We start from the raw sequence: 15,981 nt of genomic DNA, 5'->3' as shown, positions 1-15,981 counted from the left end.
ATGGCAAAAGCAATTCATGATCCTGAAAAACATGCAGAACGCATGAAGAAAATTAAAGAGCATGTCGACAAACGAATTGCGAAAGCCCAAGAAGAAAAGGGTACCTTTGTACTGCTTACAGGCAATGGTAAAGGGAAGTCTAGCTCTGCATTAGGCATGGTTGCACGTGCATTGGGGCATGATATGAAAGTCGGTGTCGTGCAATTTCTAAAAGGTGAATGGAACACTGGCGAGATTGATTTCTTTAAGTCTCATCCAAATGTTACTTGGCACATCATGGAAACTGGTTTTACTTGGGAAAGCCAAAACCGTGAGAAAGACATCGAAAGCTCTAAGTTGACCTGGGAGAAAGCAGAACAACTACTTCAAGATGAAAGCTATAATCTTGTTGTGTTAGATGAGCTCACCTACTTACTTCATTATGAATATCTAGAAGCCGATAGAGTCCTCAAAGCGCTTATGGAGCGACCAGAAATGCAGCACCTTGTTGTGACAGGCCGTGGTGCAAGCGATGAGCTGATTGAACTTGCCGACACCGTTAGTGAAATCAAAGAAATCAAACACGCTTTCAAGCGAGGCATTAAAGCCCAGAAAGGGCTGGAATTTTAGTGATTGCGTTGGTTGTGAGCGGTTTGCATCCAGCGATAAAAGCCTTGCTTCCCCGGAAGGATCCGAGTCGTACGAGCTGACTCATGTCAGCGATCCTCTCCTAGGGGTCAGATCCCTTGTAAGGTTATCTTTCAATGCTAATTGCTTCAGGGAAAGGGGTCTGACCCCTTAAGCTAATTCCCCCCAATTCAAATAAGGTCGTAATTTCGATTTATCCATAATATTAGGGATAAAAATCTGATCTGATTGATTATTTTAGTCAAATAAACTGCAGTTAGATTGGTATCATAGCGTTTTTAACTTATTGGAGAAGTGGTCATGGCAGCTATCGAGCGTCAAGAAGTTGGTCAGCGTATGAGCCGTATTGTTAAGCATAACGGAATGGTGTTTTTGTGTGGCCAAGTTGCTGCGGATGCAAATACTGATATTTCTGAGCAAACTCAAACTATGCTAGATAAAGTGGATGCACTGCTTGAGCAAGCTGGTTCTAGCCGTGAACATATGCTTTCTGCGACGGTTTACCTTCGTGATATGAAAGACTTCGCTGCCATGAACGCTGTTTGGGATGCATGGGTACCAGAAGGTCATGCACCAGCACGTGCTTGTGTCGAAGCACGCCTGGCGCGAGCAGAGTTGTTGGTTGAGATCTCAGTGGTTGCTGCTGAGAAATAACCTTTTAGTTAGTGTTTGCTAAGGTCGACGCTGATTCCAGCGTCGGCAATAGTATGGCTCAATATTTGGATGTTGCGAGCCATATCTCTTGATAAATTCAGTATCAAAATCCCAAAATCAAAGGCGAATCGATCATGGAACTCGCCGAATGCCGAGTAATCAATTTCAAGTAACACGGCATCTGTATCTGCTATCGCGTAACCATTACGAGCAGACAGTGAAACCATAGTGACATAACCTAACGCTTGTCCAAATGTCACCTGTCGTATGAGTGAAGAGGCATTGTTCTTCTCTCGGTAATAGCTCAAAGTGCCTTCAATGATGATGAAAAAGCTGTCGCCTTTATCGCCATCTGAAAATAGTTGCTCACCTTGCTCCAAATGAATCATTTTTCCACGATTAACCAAGTAATCGATCGCTGAAGCACTGAGTGCACCAAATATAGAACCTGTCTTTAACGTATCTGCTGTCAGATCGTAAGGGCAGTTTTTAGTGTTGACTGTATTCATAACAATCACCTCCCTTTGTTTACAGCATATGTCCGTTACAGGCCTTTAACCATGTAGTTTGCATAGAGATTCGTAGCAAACCGTAATCGTTTGCTACAACTTGAGAGCAGGAATGTACTCAGAGTGTTAATAAAATGACTTAACGTTTGTCTTTGTAAGGATATGCCTGCTGAAACTCTAATATCTCTACTTCATCACCAACATGGATAGTGCCTTCATTTTCAGCAACTAGGTTTACACCAAACGTAACACCTTCTTTTGCAATTAAGCGAAATTTAGCAAGCGTTTTAAGGGGCTCTCCCTTGCGGCTTCTTTCAGCAGTATTTGGGTCTAATGTGGTAAAGATACAGCGTTCACAGGGCTTAACATTTTCAAAAACCACATTGCCAATTCGAATTCTCTTCCAAGTATCTTCGGCAAAGGGCTCATTGCCAGTGATGACGATATTTGGTCGAAAACGTTCCATCTCATTTACTTGAGGGCCGCTGTTGTTTAAGTCTTTAAGCGATGCTTCAGTGGTCAATAGGAAAGGGTAGCCGTCAGCAAAAGCTACAGGAAGATCCGGTCTGCGACTTGTAAAGCGCTCGGACTGATCACCAAAATAGACAAGCTTTACGGGCAGATTGAGTAATTCGCTAAACCAAGTATCAAATTGGCTGCTGGTTAATTGCCCACTAACGGGCGTTTCCCAGATCTCAGTATTGACGTAGTGATCATCAAATTGATCTGGATTGATCGAGATGCCGACAGACTGTTCTGGGTGGCTTAAGGAAAGCGTAGTACCAGAAATGCTTGCTTCGATAAGTGTTAGAGCTGGGTAGTCTCGCGCCGTTAAAAATAGCCCTTTTTCATCAATTAACATATAACGTCGATCAAACTCTAATCCAGATAATGTGACCCTAGATGAGTTCAATGGAATAACTTTACAAGATTTTAAAGGGTAAACGGCTAATTGAGAGACTTGCAGAGACACGAATAATCCTTAGATGAAATGAGCGTTAAGTTATCTTAAAGGTATTGACCGATAGAGGTCTAGGGGTCAGATCCCTTATAAGAGCGCTTATGTAATGTTTTCAATCATTCTAGAAAAGGGATCTGACCCTTTGTAAAAATGCGTGCAGCCCACAAACAAAGCGGCCCCCTGTGATGTTGATACATCACAGGGGGCCGGTCTGTTACCTAATTCAAGGTAATTGTATTAGATGTAGTAAGATTTTAGCGGAGGGAAGCCGTTAAACTCTACTGCACTGTAAGTGGTGGTGTACGCACCTGTAGATAACCAGTACAAGCGATCACCGATAGCAAGATTCAATGGTAGACCGTACTTGTAGTGTTCGTACATGATATCGGCGCTGTCACAGGTTGGTCCTGCAATGATAACCTCTTCAAGCTCACCTGTTTTCTCAACGTGAATAGGATATTTGATCGATTCATCCAACGTTTCAATCAAGCCTGAGAACTTACCAACATCAGTGAAGATCCAACGGTTAAGTGCAGTGTGTGACTTACGAGAAATCAATACCACTTCACTTACCAAGATACCCGCATTAGAAATCAAAGAGCGACCTGGCTCTAGGATAATTCGCGGCATATCATCACCAAAATCTTCTTCCAAGAATCGAGTGATTTCTTCAGCATAGGTAGCAAGATCATTGGTACGGCTGATGTAGTTCGCAGGGAAACCACCACCCATATTAATCATTTTTAGAGTGATGTTGTCTTCACTCTTTAGACGTTCAAAAATCACTTTAACGCTGGCGATCGCTGCATCCCATGCGCCGATATCTCGTTGCTGAGAACCAACGTGGAATGATACACCGTATGGTTCTAGACCTAGCTCTTTAGCCAAAATCAATAGATCCATAGCCATGTCCGGACGGCAACCGAATTTACGGGACAACGGCCAGTCAGCTGATACAGTGCCTTCTGTTAGAATGCGAACGTAAACACGCGATCCAGGAGCAGCTTTCGCAATATTACGAAGGTCAGCTTCTGAGTCTGTTGCAAACATACGCACGCCTTTCTCGTAAAAGTAACGAACGTCTTGGGCTTTTTTGATTGTGTTGCCGTAGCTAACTTGCTCAGGTTTTACACCACCAATAGCAAGTAACTTGTCTAGCTCGTAGCGTGAAGCAACGTCAAAGTTTGAACCGCGATCACGTAAAAGCGTTAAAATTTCTGGTGCTGGGTTGGCTTTAATTGCGTAAAAGATATCAGCAGTAGGAAAGCCTTTTGCCAATTCAGTATACGCTTCGTCGATCATTTTAGTATCGATTACAACAAAAGGGGTTTCCTTTGTGTCAGCCAAAGACTTCAAGCGTTTGAATTGTTCAGGTGTGTAAAAAGAATGTACATCAATAGGCATCATTGACATGGCGCATTGCTCCTTATTTTGAGAAAACATAATCCGAAAAATACGCCTTTACCTCCCCCCATCCTACTTGTAGCTGTTACTTATCCGGCATTTTAAGCCTTAAGCGACTAGCGCAGCAGTTGAAGCGGTGCGGAATATGTTCAGCAACGACGCGAGGCGAAATTTAAGGCGCAATGAATTTCACGTCAAGTAAATTTTTATCTTTTTTTCAGGTAGAAAAAAAGGCCCCGAAGAGCCTTTAGTGTATAGAGTTCTAACTATTATTTCGATGGTTTTGAAAGTGAAAAAGTGCAGAACCTGTGATTAATGCGCCAACGAAATACACACCTTCCATTGGGTTATTGGTTAATGCGGTCAAACCAGGGCCTGGGCAGTAGCCGCTTAGCCCCCAACCGATGCCAAAGAGTCCTGCCCCTAATACCAAGTTCTTATCGATATCACGTCGCGTAGGGACGTACCACTTATCTGCAAGCCAAGGCTTTGAACGTCTATTTCGAATGACATAGCCAATCATTCCAATAGAAACCGCACCACCCATCACAAAAATCAAAGACGGGTTCCACTCTCCAAATATATCCAAGAAACCAATGACTACAGCTGGGTTCGTCATTTCAGATACTGCCAATCCTAATCCAAATAGAAGGCCAGTAAGGAATGTAATGATTGCGTACATAGTAAAGCTCCAGCTACTTGGTTAGCAAAACGGTTATTATCGCAGTGGTCATGAATATCGCCGTCGCAACCAATGATCGAGGTGAAAGTCGTGAAATCCCACAAACACCATGACCACTGGTGCAGCCACTACCTAAACGTGTTCCATAACCCACTAAAAGGCCTGATATGATCAGCAGTATTGGGCTTCTCATTTCAGGGAAGGGTTGCGATGGTTCCACAAAAATCCCGTAAGCACTTCCGCCTAGGATTAAGCCAATGACAAAGAGAAAGGGAAGCAATCGATCTCTGCTAAATAAAGCTTGGGCCAGAATGCCACTGATCCCCACCACCTTTCCTGTTAGAAGAAGGTAAGCGGCGGTCGTAAGACCAATAAGCAAGCCACCTAATAGTGGGAGTGAAAAGGACTCCATAAATAATACCTCATATAAAACCATTTAAATAAGAATAATCTAATATAAAGGCATTTACTAGCTTTTATGAAGCAATTTATTGGTCAAAAAGTTAGAATTTTGTAACTCTCAAAACCACCTATACGACTAATGATTTTCTTAATACCAAACGCCCCGATCCTACCAGACACCTGTGATAGTTACTTAGACTGTGCTCCTACACAGTTGATTGAACTCAATGGCAATCACTGGCGTAAAATACTCACAATCATTGCAAAGTTGCTTACTGAACCTGGTGAAGATTGGCGTATAGTTAGAGATCAATATATATGGGAAAGGGCGAAGCTCTGCTTCAGTGCCGATGAGCTGCCTTTGAAGGGTGAATGTACAGTTATTGTGGGCAAAACATTTCTCGAACAGATGCCCATTCCGCAAGATGCAGAGCAAATCGTATGTAGAAAGCATGCTGTTTATCTATCTGGCTCATATATATGGAGCCCGTATTTGGACTACCGCCAATTCCCAAATGTACTTATTGAAGCGTTAAAAACAAGACTTAAGGTTTCTTCATGATCAATGCGTTAAAAAAACTATTTAGCTCTACAGACACCGTTGCAGATCCAATCAGCTATCAAAAAGCGGTTGCTGCTCTATTACTTGAAGTAGTGATTGCTGATGATGAAATTCACCCAAGTGAAGAACAATCAGCCAAAGAGGCAATAAAATCAGTAAGTGACTTGGGTGAAGATATTGATCGCCTATTTGATGACGTTAAAAATACCATTCATGATGCTAACGACGCTTATCAATTCACTAAAGTCATTAATGAGCAGGCAAGCCTAGAGCAGAAATTTGAACTCTTGAAATGCTTATGGCGAGTAGCTTATGCGGATGGAAACTTGGATGCGCATGAAGATCACCGTATTCGCAAAATCAGTGAGCTTTTGTTTATGCAACACTCTGAGTTTATACAAGCTAAATTGGCAGTGCTTGAAGAAATGAAATAACTTGGACGAGCTGACACTTATGAATATCTTAGGGGTCAGATCCCTTATACACCGAAATCATTTGAATATTTCCAAAAGACTCTGTGTTGAAGGGATCTGACCCCTTTGAGTGCGGTCTATTCCTGTTCTTCTTTGGTTTTCTTCGCTTCGTGACTCATGCCTTCATTCAGGCCAGCCTCACGATCAACCGCAGCTAGAACACCACGTAGAATCCCCAATTCTTGTTTCTCTGGACGCGAGCGGTTGAAGAATCGTTTAAGTTTGTCGAGTACCTTACCAGGGTGGTTACGAACAACGAAGTTAATACCATATAAAGTTTCTTCAAGGTGCTCGTAAAACAAGTCCATTTCTTTTTTACGTGGGTATTCTGGAACGGTCTTCTCATGCACTTGCTCATTCTGATGAGCCATCCAGATTTCATAGGCTACGATCTGCACCGCTTGGGAAATGTTAAGTACAGGGTATTCATCGTTTGCATCGATGTATACCTGACGATGGCACTGGGCGATTTCTTCATTTAAAAGCCCCATCGTTTCGCGGCCAAATAAGATCGCAATATTGTGTTCTTTTGCTTCTGGGATAACGGTTTCAGCACACTCACGAGCATTCATGATAGGCAGCTGGAAGGTACGATGACGAGCACTGGTACCAATCACTAAGCTACAGTCAGAAATCGCTTCTTCAAGAGTGTTCACAATGGTCGCATTTTCTAACAGATCCACAGCACCTGCCGCACGGCTTGTTGCTTCTTCTGATGGGTAGTCATTTGGATCAACCAAATACAGGTTACTTAAGCCCATGTTTTTCATAGCGCGTGCAATAGCGCCGATGTTGCCAGGATGGAAGGTATTGATCAGTACAATGCGAATATTGCTAAGCATGAAATGGTAACTCGTTTACGTTATCAGATTACGGAGTGTTGAGGTTTCTCAAGGTGAGCGTTTGCTCGGTGCTGGCGAAACTAACTTGTTCGAGCACGGTACGTTGCTGCTCATTGAATAGGAAACGCTGACAAGCCTGATGATACAGGGAACCCGTCTCTAACACCAACCGGTAGTTTCCTTTCGGTATGAAATTAGCCGCAAAAGGTTGGTTGGCGTGTAAGTACACAGAAAACGGGGGGAGACCATCTAAGGACTCAAATTTTAATATGCTGGCTTCAGGCAATTGGTTCAGAATCCTCAATCGACTGGAGCCGCTAGCCTTGCCAATCACTTCCCCGTGAACTGGGGCTACTCCTGGGTGGCCGAGGCAGCCTGTTTGCTGCGCAAAGCTAGATTGACCAAAACCAAAATTCTCCGCTTTTGACCATCCAGTATTACCTGAATAACTCAGTGTGTACCAGTCGCCTTGTGCTTGAACGACTTCTACATCTTGTAAAGCAGAGATGGTTTGTTTGATTTGTGAGGCGACGCTTGGCTCTGTAAACAGCCGAGTATCTTTTAGAGTGTAGTGATCTCCCAATTGGAATTGTGGGTAGAGTCCACTGATATAAGACTGCTCAAAGGTTTGCTCTTGAGTAAACAGATTGTTCCAATAATGGGCGCTATAGATCCCCATCGCAAAGGTCGCTAAATATGTACTGGCAATAAAAGCGGCTTTCGCTGCGCTTCGTCTAAAAGGCTTTACTCTTGGTGGCATGCTCGAAGCTTTAGCATTTGGCTCACGATCAAAACTTGAGTCAGAATCTGCATAAAAAGCTTCGTCAGATGAAGTATAGTCCTCGGCATAACGATTAAAGGTATCTTGATCAAATTCTGCTTTGGGCTGGCCTGACTCAGCTTTGCGCATTTCCTCATATAAAGCATTCATGCGACGTTGGTGTAAAGTGCTACGAGCATTACGAAGCGCCTCTTCGCGAGCTCGCTCCTGTTGTGCATTGCCGCGTTTCATTTCTTCGTAAGCGCGTTGTTGCTCTTTTACGTATTCACGTTGTTTGGCATCGCTTTCAAACTCGTAACGCTCAAACCCAGAGGTGTTGCGGCTACTGGCCTTTTCGGTAAACGCATAGGGCTTCCAATCTTGACCTTGACTGCGCTTAATCGCTGTTAAGACATTTTGGTAGGCGTCATGAATTCGTTGAAAATGTTCTGTGGTATCTTGGTCAGGGTTTTTATCTGGATGGTAACGACGTGCTAAACGACGGTATGCGGCTTTAGCATCCTGCTCCGTTGCATTAGTCGGTAATTCAAGAAGGTTAAAATCGTCGATCAGGCTCATAGGGTCAACTTACGTCAATTTCAAATCATTATGCCTCAATAACGTCCAAGCACAAACCCAATGACATCTTAAGCCTTGATTTGTGCTGAAGTTTTGCGACTATAAACGTTTTTCATTGAATAACAGGCAAGAGCGAAAGCCCATGAGCGAAACTTTGACCCACCTAGACAGTAATGGCAATGCACACATGATTGATGTGAGTGATAAAGACGTTACTAAGCGTACTGCAACCGCTCGATCTGTTGTAAAAATGTTGCCTGAGACGCTTAAAAAGGTGATTGAAGGTGGTCTACCAAAAGGTGATGTGTTGGCTACGGTTCGTATTGCCGGCATTCAAGCTGCCAAGAAAACGCCAGAATTGATTCCTTTGTGTCACCCGCTAATGCTGACGAAAATAACGGTAGGGATTAATGTGCTGGATGATTGTCGAATTGAGATTCTATGTACCTGCGCTTTGAGTGGAAAAACGGGCGTCGAGATGGAAGCATTAACGGGAGCAAGCGTCGCGGCATTAACCTTATATGACATGTGTAAAGCGGTAGATAAAGGGATCACCATTGTAGAGACATCTTTGTTAGAAAAACATGGTGGCAAAAGTGGCTCTTGGAGCGTAAATAATGGCTAATATCAAAATTGTCTTTTTTGCATCGTTGCGTGAAGCCATGAAGTGCGATGAGCTCGAACTGTTATTGGAAACGCCACTTACTATTCTGCAGATTAAACAGCGCCTAGCTGAAGAGTTAGGGCAGTCTATTTTGCTTGAAGAAAAGGTCAAAGCAGCGATTGATTTTGATTTTGCCCGTGACGATGACCTGGTTGACCCAGCCAAAGTGCGAGAGCTGGCTTTCTTCCCACCAGTAACAGGGGGATAAATGATCGCCGTTCAAGAACAAGACTTTGATGTTCAGTCTTTATATGACTCGCTTTGCGTAGCAAACAAAACAGGTGCGGTTGCAATGTTTGTTGGGCGGGTTCGTGATTTTAGCGATGATCCCGCTCAATCAAGCTTCATACTTGAGCACTACCCAGGTATGACTGAGCATAATCTAGAAAAAATCGTCGCAGAGGCAAATCAGCGCTGGACGCTATTAGATGTAAAAGTCGTACACCGCATTGGTAAGTTATCAGTTGACGACCAGATCGTTTTCGTCGGTGTTTCATCAGCTCACCGAGCGGAAGCCTTTGCTGCTTGTGACTTTATTATGGATTATTTAAAAAGCCGTGCTGCCTTCTGGAAAAAAGAGGTCACTCCAGAAGGAGAGCAGTGGGTGGAAGCAAAAGCAAGTGATGAGGCCAGTCTCGATAGGTGGCGTATAGATTAATGTGGTCGAAGCGGCTTTTTGCGACCGCTGGCATGTCGTTCGCGGTATTCCGTATCTATGTATCGATCAGTCGTGGCCATGCTTGCGTGGCCAGCGTCCTCACGAACGTGCTCTTTAGGCCGAACTTTCACGTCTTCTGAAATACCGGTATGACGTAACCAGTGAACTGTAGCCACCCTTAGATCTTCCGCGTCAGATTTTAGGCCATCATCACACATACGATAGAAAGCCTGATCAAAACAATGTTGTACGATATTGCGCACTTGTCGAGAGCTGGTCATAGCGCCTTGCCCACGAGTTTTCGGAATGAGGGCGGTTTGCTCAGCCACGGTTGGTAAATCTGGAAGCTGGCGAAAACGGCGATAGCGAATCAGCGCGTTAAGCATTTCATCCGAAACGCTTACCAAGCGCTCTTTATTGCCTTTCGATAAAACCTTGAACCACCAGTTACCATCAGCGTCTTTAATGAAATCTCCCATAATTGGCGCTGATCGTTCATCCGCGACCAATTCAGAAATACGCAGATACATCCCAAGTAGTGCATTCATAATGAACAAAGTGCGTTCATGGGTGGCAGGGTCTTCTTCAGCCATTAATTCAGCGGTTTCAATGACATAATCCCATTGTAAATTAGAGATGCGTCGAACTTGGCGGCGCGTGACTTCCTTCTTAACAAACTTACTTTTTTGGCGGATCAAAGCGACGGGGTTTTGTTGCACCGCCTCTTCTTGCATTAAAAATCCGTAGTAAGACGATAAAATAGAGAAGGTGGCACGAATAGCCGCTTGTGATAGGGAATATTGCTGTGACAATGGCACTTGGCCGTTGCGAAAGTCCAGTTTGGAAACGTGTGCGACAAATGGACGCCATTCATCATTAGGGACTCGTTCCCCCATTTTGTTTTTAAAGCGAGCTACGTTTTTAGTGCCAATCCAATCTTCTGGTGGCGCATTACAGAAATGGATAAATTCTTCGATTTGATCTCGGCGCAGTGCCAGAGCGGGTGATTCAACGACAAACCAAGCCCAAAGCAAGAGTCTCTCTACTTCACGACGATAAGAATTAAAAGTTGCTTGAGAACCGTTGTAACTGTAAATAAAACAAAGCGCTAATTGTAAGTCTCGCTGGTAATCCACTTTGCTAAGTTGCGGGATATCGTTTTGCAAAGGTCCCAAAATACCATGAAACTGTGTAAATGGATTAGGCAAGTGTTCTAAGTTGTCAATTAACGGAAGTGGAGCAGACATTTGAATCATTCTTCGCTTCAAGTAAGTCCTTGCATTCTAGCATGGAAAAGAAAAATGATTGAATAACAGTGGTTTAGCATAATTATAAAAAAGGCCAGCAATGCTGGCCTTAAATAAATTTTATTCAGATTACTCTGTGATGCTATTGAATAGGTCAAAGTAAGTCGGGAAGGTTTTTGATGTACAGCCTGGGTCATTGATCGTTACAGGTGTGTCTGAAAAAGCAACCAAAGAGAAACACATCGCAATACGGTGATCGTTGTAAGTATCGATAGCCGCATGCTGTAAAGTCTCAACAGGCGTGACCGTGATGTAGTCTTCACCTTCTACCACATCCGCACCAAGCTTCTTAAGCTCAGTTGCCATGGCGTACAAACGGTCGGTTTCTTTTACGCGCCAGTTGTAGATATTACGAATCGTTGTTGGGCCTTTAGCAAACAACGCGGTTGTCGCAATAGTCATCGCAGCATCAGGAATGTGGTTCATATCCATATCAATGCCATTTAACTCACCACGCTCCGATTCAATCCATGTTGGGCCGTATGTGATTTTTGCGCCCATTTTTTCAAGCACTTCAGCAAATTTGACGTCGCCTTGTACGCTTTCAGAACCAACACCATGAACTTTAATTTTGCCGCCAGCAATCGCTGCTGCCGCAAGGAAGTAAGAAGCAGAGGAAGCATCACCTTCCACCATGATTTCGCCAGGGCTTTGGTAAGTCTGGTTGCCTTTGATCACAAATGCTTCGTAATTTTGATTCTCAACTTCTACACCAAACTGCTTCATGACAGACAATGTAATGTCGATGTATGGCTTGGAAACCAGTTCACCATCAACTTTAATGGTTAAGTCACCTTTTGCTAATGGCGCACTCATCAAAAGAGCTGTCAGGAATTGGCTAGAAATATTGCCTTTTATCGATACTTCACCACCTTGGATACCATTAGCTTTGATCAAAAGCGGAGGATAGTCTTTGTTATCCTCGTATTGAACATCAACACCTAGATCTACTAGCGCATCCACCAAATCACCAATTGGGCGCTCATGCATACGTGGTTCACCGTGCAAACGGTATTCACCTGTGCCAAGGCATAATGCTGCTGTCAGCGGGCGCATTGCTGTACCAGCGTTACCTAGGAACAGATCAGCATTTTCAACATTTATTGGACCGCCAAGGCCTTCTAAAATACAAGTGCGACCTTCATCTTCCAGTTGATAGCTCACTCCCATGGTCTTAAGTGCATTCAGCATGTGCTTAATGTCATCACTGTCTAGCAAATTTGTGATTTTAGTAGTGCCTTTTGCAAGTGTTGCAAGCAGGAGAATACGGTTTGATAAGCTTTTCGAACCAGGGATTTGGATTTCGCCGTTGGCGCTATTAAGGGGACCAAGTGTTAGGGAGTTCATGAATCTATCCATACCAAAGGAAGTGAGGTATCAAAATACAACTTCGTTATTTTCTTACATTTCTTCGTACGATACGTTTACTCGTGGCTGACTGCAACCGTTTTGCGAGCTTATTAATGGTCTTGATTAATGTTTGTACACATTGTGTTTAATGGTTCGTATAGCTGGGTTGTGATTGCGTAAAGATTGGTAACATGTCAATGACTGCACAGGTTGAGGGCCTATAGTATTCACTGAATGCAATCACTAGCCAACCACCATGTGAGGTAAGTTGCCATGACCATAACACTGAAGAAAACGCTTATTTTTGTTGCTGTGGGTACGTTGCTCGTCGCCAATACTAGTTTTGCGCTTGAGGCACCTAAGGGGCGCGTTATTTTAACGGTGTCGGGCAACATATCCGAGACAAATAGCTCATTCGGAGCTCAGTTTGATCGCGAAATGCTCATGGCACTTGGAAAGCAAGAGCTGATGACCGATACCCCTTGGACGGAGGGCATCAATACATTTAATGGACCATCTCTCAAGTCTTTGTTAGAAGCGGTTGGGGCGAACGGAAGTAACTTAGCGGTTACAGCGTTGAATGACTACACTGCAAATGTCCCCTCTAAAGATGCTTACGATCATGATGTCATGCTGGCAATGGATATGAATGGCAAGCGTATGTCAGTCAGAGACAAAGGCCCGGTATTTGTTTTATACCCTTTCGCTAAGGACCCATCTCTCAACAACGAAGTAATACATAACCGTTCTGTTTGGCAAGTCAAAAGCATCACTGTCGAGTAGGTCATTAGATGAAGTGGGCGTTTCTTAAGTTCAGATATGGACGCTTTTTAAGCGTATTAGTGACGGCGGCCGCTGTATTTTTGGTGGTTGTCGTGCTTCTTTACATGCAACTTTTGGAACGCCAGAAAGCACTTCTATCTGCAGCTGAAGAGGATGCATTATGGGCCTCTTATCAGCTTGACCGGGAAGCTCTAAAGTTTCGTAATTCAGTTAGGCTGTTTATCGACTCTAAGACCGCTGCTGAAGAATATGATCGTCTGGACGAAGCACAGCTACGCTTTGACATTTTATACAGTCGTTTAAACATCATTTCTGCTGGTCAACTTAAGCACCTGTTCAATGATCTAGCTCATGCTGATGAGTACCGAGCTCAGCTTAGATCAAGCATGGATTCAATTGATGCAATATTGTTTGTCGATGATCCAAAGAGTATCGATAAACAAATGATGATTGATCAAGTTGAGAAGCTGCTTGAAACAAGTGAGGCGGTTGTATTTAGTGCCTTAGAGCGTCGCTCTGCTGAAAAAGTAACTCAACGAAATAGTATGGCGACACTTTATCACTATTTAGGGATATTAGTCGCAGCTCTAACGCTGGTTATGGTGCTCATTATTGGCATGTTGATTCGACAAGTTAAAGAAGGTATCAAAACCTATAATCAGACTAAACAATTGGCGAATGAGTTACAGCAAACAGCGACGGCGGCACAAGCGGCAACTCGAGCTAAATCAGACTTCTTGGCAACGATGAGCCATGAAATCAGAACGCCAATGAATGCTATCTTGGGTATGTCTCACCTTGTTTTGGATTCAGACTTACAGCCCAAACAACGCAACTATGTTTCTAAGATTCAGAGTTCTGCAAATAATCTACTTTTGATTATCAATGACATATTGGACTTTTCGAAAGTTGAAGCAGGTAAGCTTCAATTAGAGTCTGCGCCATTTTCTTTAGACGAGATCTTAGAGTACAGCTATCAAATATGCAGAACGTCGGCAGAAGATAAGCATTTAGATTTTTCGGTTTCAAGAAACTTTGCTTTAGCTGATATTTGGAAGGGGGATGCCACCCGCCTTAAGCAAATATTGGTAAACATTCTTGGTAATGCGGTGAAATTTACTAACTCAGGCTCTGTATCGCTATTCGTCAGCCAAGAAGAGAATCATTTGAAATTTACCTTCTCTGATACGGGGATTGGTATCAAATCTGATAACGATATTTTCGAGGGCTTCAGTCAGGCAGATACCAGCACAACCAGATTGTATGGCGGTACCGGCTTGGGGTTGGGTATTTCGAAGCGTCTAGTGGAGTTAATGGGCGGTAATATTTACTTTGAAAGTCGTCTAGGCGAAGGGTCCACATTTTTCGCTGAGTTACCGCTTACAGCAGTAAGTGATGCTTCGCCTATCTCTCTTAATGCCAATCTATGTGCTCTAGAAGATGATGTGGCAATGCAAAGATTGTTAAACGAGCTTGAAATAAAGTACCTGATTACAACGGTCTCGCATATTGGTAACTCAGGGCAATATTTGATTATTAGTGATGCCTTTTACAGTCAGATGGATCCTTCAAACGAAGCCTTACTTAACGCGGGGTTCAGTGGGCAGGTATGGGTTCATGGTCGCTCCCTGTCCCATGAAAGTGCATTCCATTGGCGAAAAGTTTGTCTGATGACTAAGACAAAACTAAACAGCTATATTAATCTGAAAACCTCAATTGATGGTCATGATTCCGATCCATTAGATCGATATCACGAATGCGATAGCTTACTGGGCAAGAAAATCTTGCTTGCCGAAGATAATCCTATCAATGCTGAGATTGCCTCCGCCTTACTAGAAAAGCTAGGTGTGGTGGTTGTGCTCGCCAAGAATGGGGAAGAGGCCGTCAGCGCCGTTCAAAAAGAAACCTTTGATTTGGTGTTGATGGATGTGCAGATGCCAGTGATGGATGGTTATCAAGCCACGCAAGCCATCATTCAACATTGTGGTGACGAACATCCTCCTGTGCTAGCACTAACTGCGGGTGTGCTTGACTCGGATCGACAAGTAGCGATGAACTCAGGCATGAGCGACTTTCTAACTAAACCACTCGATCCATTGTTATTGCTGAATAAATTAGAAGAGTGGCTGGTTGGGCAAACCGTTGATCATATTGCTGATAACACAGCCAAGCCAAAGCGTATTTTTGCATCAGACCTTGGTTTATATCGTGTTGGTGGTGAAAGAGCGCGTTATCTTGAACTACTAAAACGATTTGTTGTGCTATTGACTCCCTACACACAGCAGCAAGCCTCGAAAGTGCCGTTAACCTCTTATGAATTGCATAGCATTAAGGGTAGTGCGGCCAATATCGGAGGCGAGCAATTTGCAGCGGAAGTCGCACTATTAGAAAGGGACCTGGCAGAAGGTGGAAATAGTGGCGATAAAGAACATACCGTCCAGATAATGCGTGTACGTGATTCGGCAGAAGAACTTCTGAAACAAATCACTGTGTATCTAAACGAACAGCATGATCTTTATGGCGCTCCTGTTGCTTCACAAGCAGAAGAACGACTAACGAATAATGAGATTATTGAGTCCGTGTCTAGGTTGATTAAAGAACTTGAGATGGGCGCAGCAGATGCTTCTGATCATTTGGAGTCATTGTTCCATCAAGTAAACCAAGATCATGCGCGAGTGCTTAAGCGAGTCCAGGATAAGATACACAATTACGACTATGATTTAGCTATTGAGCAGTTAGAAAAACTCAAAGAAGAGCTGTAAAG

18 protein-coding genes are annotated in these 15,981 nt (G+C 43.6%); 9 read left to right on the top strand and 9 right to left on the bottom strand.

Translation table 11 applies throughout. The features are described from left to right. Both cobO and C8D85_RS02255 read left to right on the top strand, forming a co-directional pair. The gene (gene cobO / locus C8D85_RS02260; protein ID WP_133559737.1) at positions 1–609 is read left to right on the top strand and encodes a cob(I)yrinic acid a,c-diamide adenosyltransferase; all 609 of its coding nucleotides are present in this window, start codon (positions 1–3) and stop codon (positions 607–609) included. 318 nt (positions 610–927) lie between these two features. Beyond that, positions 928–1,281 carry a RidA family protein gene (locus tag C8D85_RS02255; RefSeq protein WP_133559736.1) on the top strand — a complete coding sequence of 118 codons (354 nt, stop codon included), beginning with the start codon at positions 928–930 and terminating at the stop codon, positions 1,279–1,281. A gap of 8 nt (positions 1,282–1,289) precedes the next feature. On the opposite strand, the gene C8D85_RS02250 is transcribed toward C8D85_RS02255, so the two are convergent. From C8D85_RS02250 to C8D85_RS02230, 5 genes are all read right to left on the bottom strand, one after another. Beyond that, positions 1,290–1,790: a Crp/Fnr family transcriptional regulator gene (locus C8D85_RS02250; RefSeq protein ID WP_133559735.1), complete on the bottom strand. Its 501-nt coding sequence runs from the start codon at positions 1,788–1,790 to the stop codon at positions 1,290–1,292. Positions 1,791–1,929: 139 nt separating this feature from the next. Beyond that, positions 1,930–2,763 (bottom strand): MOSC domain-containing protein, encoded by an 834-nt coding sequence (locus tag C8D85_RS02245; RefSeq protein WP_133559734.1) that lies wholly within the window; start codon positions 2,761–2,763, stop codon positions 1,930–1,932. A 225-nt stretch (positions 2,764–2,988) separates the two neighbouring features. After that, on the bottom strand, positions 2,989–4,155 hold the full coding sequence (locus C8D85_RS02240; protein ID WP_133560758.1) for a type III PLP-dependent enzyme: 1,167 nt from the start codon (positions 4,153–4,155) through the stop codon (positions 2,989–2,991). Between the two features lie 262 nt (positions 4,156–4,417). Next, the gene (locus tag C8D85_RS02235) at positions 4,418–4,837 is read right to left on the bottom strand and encodes a DUF6691 family protein (RefSeq protein ID WP_133559733.1); all 420 of its coding nucleotides are present in this window, start codon (positions 4,835–4,837) and stop codon (positions 4,418–4,420) included. 13 nt (positions 4,838–4,850) lie between these two features. Next, positions 4,851–5,249, bottom strand: coding sequence for a YeeE/YedE family protein (locus C8D85_RS02230; RefSeq protein WP_133559732.1), 399 nt, complete (start codon positions 5,247–5,249; stop codon positions 4,851–4,853). 129 nt (positions 5,250–5,378) lie between these two features. Between C8D85_RS02230 and C8D85_RS18265 the strand changes: the two genes are divergently transcribed. Together C8D85_RS18265 and C8D85_RS02225 are read left to right on the top strand one after the other, a co-directional pair. Further along, a complete protein-coding gene (locus tag C8D85_RS18265; RefSeq protein ID WP_425324502.1) occupies positions 5,379–5,801 on the top strand; it encodes a DUF6942 family protein in 423 nt (140 codons plus the stop codon). Beyond that, positions 5,798–6,235, top strand: coding sequence for a tellurite resistance TerB family protein (locus C8D85_RS02225; RefSeq protein ID WP_133559731.1), 438 nt, complete (start codon positions 5,798–5,800; stop codon positions 6,233–6,235). Before C8D85_RS18265 ends, C8D85_RS02225 begins: the two co-directional genes overlap by 4 nt. A gap of 116 nt (positions 6,236–6,351) precedes the next feature. Here C8D85_RS02225 and trmJ read toward each other — a convergent pair whose 3' ends face one another. Further along, complete coding sequence (trmJ, locus tag C8D85_RS02220) at positions 6,352–7,116, bottom strand: tRNA (cytosine(32)/uridine(32)-2'-O)-methyltransferase TrmJ (protein WP_133559730.1); 765 nt, start codon at positions 7,114–7,116, stop codon at positions 6,352–6,354. Positions 7,117–7,144: 28 nt separating this feature from the next. Next, positions 7,145–8,455 (bottom strand): J domain-containing protein, encoded by a 1,311-nt coding sequence (locus tag C8D85_RS02215; protein WP_133559729.1) that lies wholly within the window; start codon positions 8,453–8,455, stop codon positions 7,145–7,147. Positions 8,456–8,597: 142 nt separating this feature from the next. Here C8D85_RS02215 and moaC point away from each other — a divergent pair, with 142 nt between their 5' ends. The 3 genes from moaC to moaE are packed head-to-tail and all read left to right on the top strand — an operon-like array spanning position 8,598 to position 9,777. Next, on the top strand, positions 8,598–9,080 hold the full coding sequence (moaC, locus tag C8D85_RS02210; protein ID WP_133559728.1) for a cyclic pyranopterin monophosphate synthase MoaC: 483 nt from the start codon (positions 8,598–8,600) through the stop codon (positions 9,078–9,080). Further along, positions 9,073–9,327 carry a MoaD/ThiS family protein gene (locus C8D85_RS02205; RefSeq protein WP_133559727.1) on the top strand — a complete coding sequence of 85 codons (255 nt, stop codon included), beginning with the start codon at positions 9,073–9,075 and terminating at the stop codon, positions 9,325–9,327. Before moaC ends, C8D85_RS02205 begins: the two co-directional genes overlap by 8 nt. Further along, positions 9,328–9,777, top strand: coding sequence for a molybdopterin synthase catalytic subunit MoaE (moaE, locus tag C8D85_RS02200; protein ID WP_133559726.1), 450 nt, complete (start codon positions 9,328–9,330; stop codon positions 9,775–9,777). Here moaE and C8D85_RS02195 read toward each other — a convergent pair. Both C8D85_RS02195 and aroA read right to left on the bottom strand, forming a co-directional pair. After that, a complete protein-coding gene (locus tag C8D85_RS02195; RefSeq protein WP_133559725.1) occupies positions 9,774–11,024 on the bottom strand; it encodes a tyrosine-type recombinase/integrase in 1,251 nt (416 codons plus the stop codon). The two genes, moaE and C8D85_RS02195, sit on opposite strands and share 4 nt — an antisense overlap. Positions 11,025–11,153: 129 nt before the next feature. Continuing rightward, positions 11,154–12,431, bottom strand: coding sequence for a 3-phosphoshikimate 1-carboxyvinyltransferase (gene aroA / locus C8D85_RS02190; RefSeq protein ID WP_133559724.1), 1,278 nt, complete (start codon positions 12,429–12,431; stop codon positions 11,154–11,156). Positions 12,432–12,707: 276 nt separating this feature from the next. Between aroA and C8D85_RS02185 the strand changes: the two genes are divergently transcribed. Beyond that, positions 12,708–13,217: a putative pterin-binding protein gene (locus C8D85_RS02185; protein ID WP_133559723.1), complete on the top strand. Its 510-nt coding sequence runs from the start codon at positions 12,708–12,710 to the stop codon at positions 13,215–13,217. 8 nt (positions 13,218–13,225) lie between these two features. Further along, a complete protein-coding gene (locus C8D85_RS02180; protein WP_133559722.1) occupies positions 13,226–15,979 on the top strand; it encodes a hybrid sensor histidine kinase/response regulator in 2,754 nt (917 codons plus the stop codon). Positions 15,980–15,981: the final 2 nt, after the last annotated feature.

It is taken from the genome of Marinomonas communis (assembly GCF_004363305.1).
GTDB classification, from domain to species: Bacteria; Pseudomonadota; Gammaproteobacteria; order Pseudomonadales; family Marinomonadaceae; genus Marinomonas; species Marinomonas communis.
The sequence above is the reverse complement of the archived record's forward strand: the minus strand, read 5'-3'. Positions and strand labels throughout refer to the sequence as shown.